The sequence below is a fragment of the Yersinia pekkanenii genome, assembly GCF_001152565.1.
Taxonomy (GTDB): Bacteria; Pseudomonadota; Gammaproteobacteria; order Enterobacterales; family Enterobacteriaceae; genus Yersinia; species Yersinia pekkanenii.
Genome location: NZ_CQAZ01000101.1, coordinates 1 through 4123, shown reverse-complemented (window position 1 = coordinate 4123; position 4123 = coordinate 1). Strand labels below are relative to the sequence as shown.

Here is a 4123-nt window from a genome sequence, read left to right as displayed (position 1 = left end):
GTCGCCCTTGTCATGTCTGCTGATACCCCGTTCCGGTCTTTTTTTCACGGAGCAAGACTCCCCACGCTGCGTGAAACCCCAAAGGGTGACGCCAGAAAGAAGCTAACAGACGAGGAACACCATCATGACCCAGCATTTTACCGATACCACCGCGATGCCGAGTGTAGACGTGAATTATCAGACCGAACGCGGGGAGCTAATGGCATCCGTATCGATTGAAAAAATCATTTCCTGCCGTCAGCACGTTTTGGCGAAAGTGTCCGCAGCGGTTGAATTACTTAAAGAAGCCGAAAAGTACTCAACCGAGATAGGTGGCGGTATTGTGAAAGACTGGGACACTAAAAATGGTATTTATACCTCTCTGTTTGCCGCACATAAAGACGATGTTCTTGTCCGCGTAAAGAAAGTGAACGATCGCCATATATGGGCTGATTTGATGAAAAAATCGGGCATGTTAAGTCTGATGGACGATCAAGCCCGTACTGAATGGGATACTCACCTTGAACGTGGTGAATATCCTGAAATCACGCATGACAATATTTTGGCCTCCTTTGAGCAGCTTAATCATGAAAAAGAAGCTGTTTTCGAGCGGGGGGTGATCAACCTGTTTAAGTCATTGTCCTGGGATTACAAAACTAATAATCCTTGTCGTTTTGGTGCCAAAATCATCATGAACTATTTTGTTGAATACAGTGCAAGCTGGGGCTTCAGCAGCTGCTACTCAGCCAATAATAAACTGAATGATTTAGAGCGCATTTTGCGTCTCCTTGATGGCAAATCGGCAACCGATCACCGCAACAGTATTTCAGGCCGGCTTTCTGATCACATCCGTGCTAATCCCTCCGATGCGGCTGTATTTGTTGATGAATATTTCAGTATCCGCTATTTCAAGAAGCGTTCAGGCCATCTGACCTTTACGTGCCCGACGCTTATTGAAAAACTGAATGACATTCTATCGTGTCATTACCCTAACGCACTGCCCCCGAAAGTCTAATGTGCCAACATCAACCGGCCGCCCTCGCGGCCGTTACATCAGGATAATGCGATGAATACATATCAACATTCACTTTTGGCCGGTGTCTGGCATGTTATTTTACCGGATGCGTCAGAGGGACTCATTGTTAACGGTGTGGCTATCATGGGGACTTATCAAGGCATGCCGGCACTGGATATCAACGTGATAGCCGAAACGATGGCGGACGCGCAGGGGGGACGTTAACGCGGGTTTATTTACTGGTACCGATGCTGGCACAGTGGGCGTGGTCGGATATTCCTGAATTGCTGGCAGTTTCTGCTATCTCAACAGTGAAAAGATGTTCGATCATGGTTATCTGTGCCGAACAGCGTTACGGTCAGGCGGTACATTTTTGCTGCCATCCGGTGCTGAGTGGTAGCAATAATAATCTGTGGTTTTCGGTGTTGGATGGTGAGACGTGGTTTCAGGCAGTCGAACGTATCATGGTGATGAACGATCAAGCTGTAAACGTGGTTCGACTGGAGCCTGTGAGCTCGATATATTGACCAGCGGGTGATTTACAACGGACTCACTGTCACTGGGCCCACAGTATGTTAATGGGGAGCCTAATTATCTCTTGCCACAATGCCGGTTGCTGCTACAAATCGACGGGCATAGCCCGTCGTTCTATGGTGGCCCAAAACCGGCCACGTAAAGGATACCCGACATTGTCGGGCCCCCATGGGCAATATTCTGCCCGATCAGCGAAAACCTCGCCCACGGCGGGCCTGACGCCTTTCGCCTGGTATGCTGATACTGATTTTCAAGCTACGGACATGACCGGCATCGAACCGGCCATGTTCGAGGTGACAGTATCGGCATTCTTTTCTTACGGGGAGATCTCTGCGCGATAGTCTGTTATTGTATGTGTATCACGCTGTGTAACTTACACGTATAACCATTATAGGAGAGCGTCACATGACAGCAAAACAACGCAATACACAGAACGTCACAATGACTGTAGAGCGAGATTTACTAAGCCGGGCGCGTGAGGCCGGTATTAACCTTAGCTCCACCCTGACTGCCGCCCTGGATACCGAACTACGTCATTACGCAACGAAAAAATGGCAGGAAGAAAACACGGAAGCTCTTGAGATATTAAATCGTTTCCATGATGAACATGGTTGCTTCAGCGATGAATACAGGACGTTTTAACGATGCAATTCACCGTATACTGTAATACTGGGAAAAGCGTCGCTTACCCCCTGTTGCTTGATGTAACGAGCGATATTATCGGACAGTTAAACCGTCGAATTGTAATCCCGCTGCTACCTGTTGAAAAATATCCGGGCAGCAATCGTCCGGATCGAATGATTCCCCTTATTAGGCTGACAGACGGCAAAGAATACGCAGTAATGACTCACGAACTGGCAAGTATACCTGTTCGCGCCCTGGGTGCAGAGTTCTGCGGTGCGGCGCAATATCGTACACAGGTAAAAGCGGCAATAGATTTTCTCCTTGATGGAATTTGAAACCTCTCTCGAAACTGCCGTTAAAACCTGACGACCTGCGCAGTTGGCCAGCATCCTTTTGCCAACATAATTCCAAATGTAACTGGCCGATTTCCGCCCCGGTTTTCTGGTTGTTGGTTTGGTCAGGTTGCGTGAGTGCCTTAGCTAATGTGGTTTCATTCTCATGCAATGTGGTTTAAAAAAGGGCATTTCTTGCGCGTGAACGTGAGAATCATTGCAAGGGCTGAAGCTTTTATTTCAAAGGATGTCGTGAAACTCCGCTTTTTCAGGGCTGCAGCCCTGACGGTCTACAACCCACCTTAATAGGTTTCTCTGACAGTCTGGGTGGTGACGGCTAACGCCGTGCCTTCACTTTAGACGGGCCGCTACAGCTGCAAGGGTGTGCTTCGCCGCTATCCTCACCCGTTCGCACTCATCCACTCAGTGTTCTTCCCGTTGCCCGCTCGTTCAATATTCACTCGCTGGCCGTCCAGTCCACTTCCCTCCTTCGCTTGCGCTGCGGCTTCCGGTAGCGCCCCTGCATCCTCCACTTTGCGCCCGTCTGTCGTGTCGGCCCGGCGTAAGCCGGACTCGTTATCCCACAACCTGCGGAGGAATTTACATGAACACGACTTCACCTGCTGTCTATGTTGGCACGTACCATAAATACAACGGTGGCAGCATTGCTGGCCAGTGGTTGGATTTGACTGATTTTGACAGTGAAGCGGATTTTTACGCCGCTTGCGGCGAGATCCACGACGACGAATCTCAACCTGAATTTATGTTTCAGGACTGGGAACGTATTCCGTCAAAACATGTTTCTGAAACGAATGTTAACTGGGCATTTATTGAGGCGTTTATACAGGCAGAAGCGGAAGGGCAGATCGATGCATTTGTGGCATGGGCTGAATACACTGGAAAGTGTGATTACGATGGTTTTCAGGGCGATTATCGGGGGGCGGCGGCAAGCGAGGAGGATTATGCCCGTGAGTTTGTCGACGATTGCGGCCTGCTCAGTGATGTGCCTGAATATATACACAACTATTTCGATTTTGAAGCCTATGCTCGCGACCTGTTTAGTGGTGAGTTGACTTTTGTTGATGGCTACGTTTTTTCTGTCTGATACCGTAAAACGGCGGGGCCAGCCCCTGCCATACGATAAATAATTGAAACAGAAATCGATTTTTCCGGGCGGGGTAAGCTGTCCATGATGTGCGCGAAAAACCCTCCGCCTGCGGCGGGGTGGCTGTTTACCGAGGCCTGCGGCCCATGCCAAACAGCCCACCATTTGAGTCCTGACCTTCTTGGTATTATTGTTCCTGGTTATCTATTTTCCGGCAGGTCAATCCTAATGTTAACGGCAATGATGGCCCCCTACGGCTTCTGACCGGCTGATGCCGTTCAGTCGTCAGCCCCACTGCGCCAGACAGTTGCTGCGCACCCGCCAGTCTCCGCCGAACCCCTTAGGGTTTCGGGCCTCCCGGCTAGTGTCTGATGGCAACGGCCAAGCTCAACCCCTGCAGCTGGCTGACGCCAGCGCATTAACCGCTCCGGCGATAGCGCTGCCGGAGCTCCAGGGACCGGCCAGCCGGTTTTTCCGGTGTTCCCCTTTCTGTCGGTGTTCGCGGCGGGTTTTCTTTCTCCGTGAAAGACACTG

At 50.3% G+C, this 4123-nt stretch carries 9 protein-coding genes; 7 read left to right on the top strand and 2 right to left on the bottom strand.

Annotation, left to right across the window (positions count from 1 at the left end; all coding sequences use genetic code 11):
- Window positions 1-124: 124 nt before the first annotated feature.
- From AEP37_RS22495 to AEP37_RS22475, 6 genes are all read left to right on the top strand, one after another.
- Entirely contained in the window at window positions 125-994 is an 870-nt protein-coding gene (locus AEP37_RS22495; protein WP_012606374.1) for a DUF4942 domain-containing protein, read from the top strand.
- Window positions 995-1045: 51 nt separating this feature from the next.
- Window positions 1046-1219, top strand: a complete 174-nt coding sequence (locus AEP37_RS26360) for a hypothetical protein (protein WP_012606373.1) — start codon at window positions 1046-1048, stop codon at window positions 1217-1219.
- A gap of 23 nt (window positions 1220-1242) precedes the next feature.
- Window positions 1243-1521, top strand: a complete 279-nt coding sequence (locus AEP37_RS22490; protein ID WP_049615412.1) for a hypothetical protein — start codon at window positions 1243-1245, stop codon at window positions 1519-1521.
- Between the two features lie 45 nt (window positions 1522-1566).
- Entirely contained in the window at window positions 1567-1869 is a 303-nt protein-coding gene (locus AEP37_RS22485; RefSeq protein ID WP_072086398.1) for a hypothetical protein, read from the top strand.
- A 64-nt stretch (window positions 1870-1933) separates the two neighbouring features.
- The gene (locus AEP37_RS22480; protein ID WP_012606370.1) at window positions 1934-2170 is read left to right on the top strand and encodes a type II toxin-antitoxin system CcdA family antitoxin; all 237 of its coding nucleotides are present in this window, start codon (window positions 1934-1936) and stop codon (window positions 2168-2170) included.
- Between the two features lie 2 nt (window positions 2171-2172).
- Window positions 2173-2487 (top strand): CcdB family protein, encoded by a 315-nt coding sequence (locus tag AEP37_RS22475; RefSeq protein WP_012606369.1) that lies wholly within the window; start codon window positions 2173-2175, stop codon window positions 2485-2487.
- 398 nt (window positions 2488-2885) lie between these two features.
- Here the strand turns inward: AEP37_RS22475 and AEP37_RS27060 are convergent, their stop codons facing one another.
- A complete protein-coding gene (locus AEP37_RS27060; RefSeq protein ID WP_202905498.1) occupies window positions 2886-3104 on the bottom strand; it encodes a hypothetical protein in 219 nt (72 codons plus the stop codon).
- On the opposite strand from AEP37_RS27060, the gene AEP37_RS22465 reads away from it, so the two are divergent.
- Window positions 3089-3589, top strand: a complete 501-nt coding sequence (locus AEP37_RS22465) for an antirestriction protein ArdA (protein ID WP_012606368.1) — start codon at window positions 3089-3091, stop codon at window positions 3587-3589. The two genes, AEP37_RS27060 and AEP37_RS22465, sit on opposite strands and share 16 nt — an antisense overlap.
- A gap of 278 nt (window positions 3590-3867) precedes the next feature.
- Here the strand turns inward: AEP37_RS22465 and AEP37_RS27055 are convergent.
- A partial coding sequence (locus tag AEP37_RS27055; RefSeq protein WP_049615410.1) for a hypothetical protein occupies window positions 3868-4123 on the bottom strand: 256 nt, incomplete at its 5' end.

Excerpts from the sequence above, each read along its gene's own strand:
- AEP37_RS22465 (WP_012606368.1), top strand. The coding sequence starts at position 3,089 with ATGAACACGACTTCACCTGCTGTCTATGTTGGCACGTACCATAAATAC.
- AEP37_RS22480 (WP_012606370.1), top strand. The coding sequence starts at position 1,934 with ATGACAGCAAAACAACGCAATACACAGAACGTCACAATGACTGTAGAG.
- AEP37_RS22475 (WP_012606369.1), top strand. The coding sequence starts at position 2,173 with ATGCAATTCACCGTATACTGTAATACTGGGAAAAGCGTCGCTTACCCC.
- AEP37_RS22490 (WP_049615412.1), top strand. The coding sequence starts at position 1,243 with ATGCTGGCACAGTGGGCGTGGTCGGATATTCCTGAATTGCTGGCAGTT.
- AEP37_RS26360 (WP_012606373.1), top strand. The coding sequence starts at position 1,046 with ATGAATACATATCAACATTCACTTTTGGCCGGTGTCTGGCATGTTATT.
- AEP37_RS22495 (WP_012606374.1), top strand. The coding sequence starts at position 125 with ATGACCCAGCATTTTACCGATACCACCGCGATGCCGAGTGTAGACGTG.
- AEP37_RS22485 (WP_072086398.1), top strand. The coding sequence starts at position 1,567 with ATGTTAATGGGGAGCCTAATTATCTCTTGCCACAATGCCGGTTGCTGC.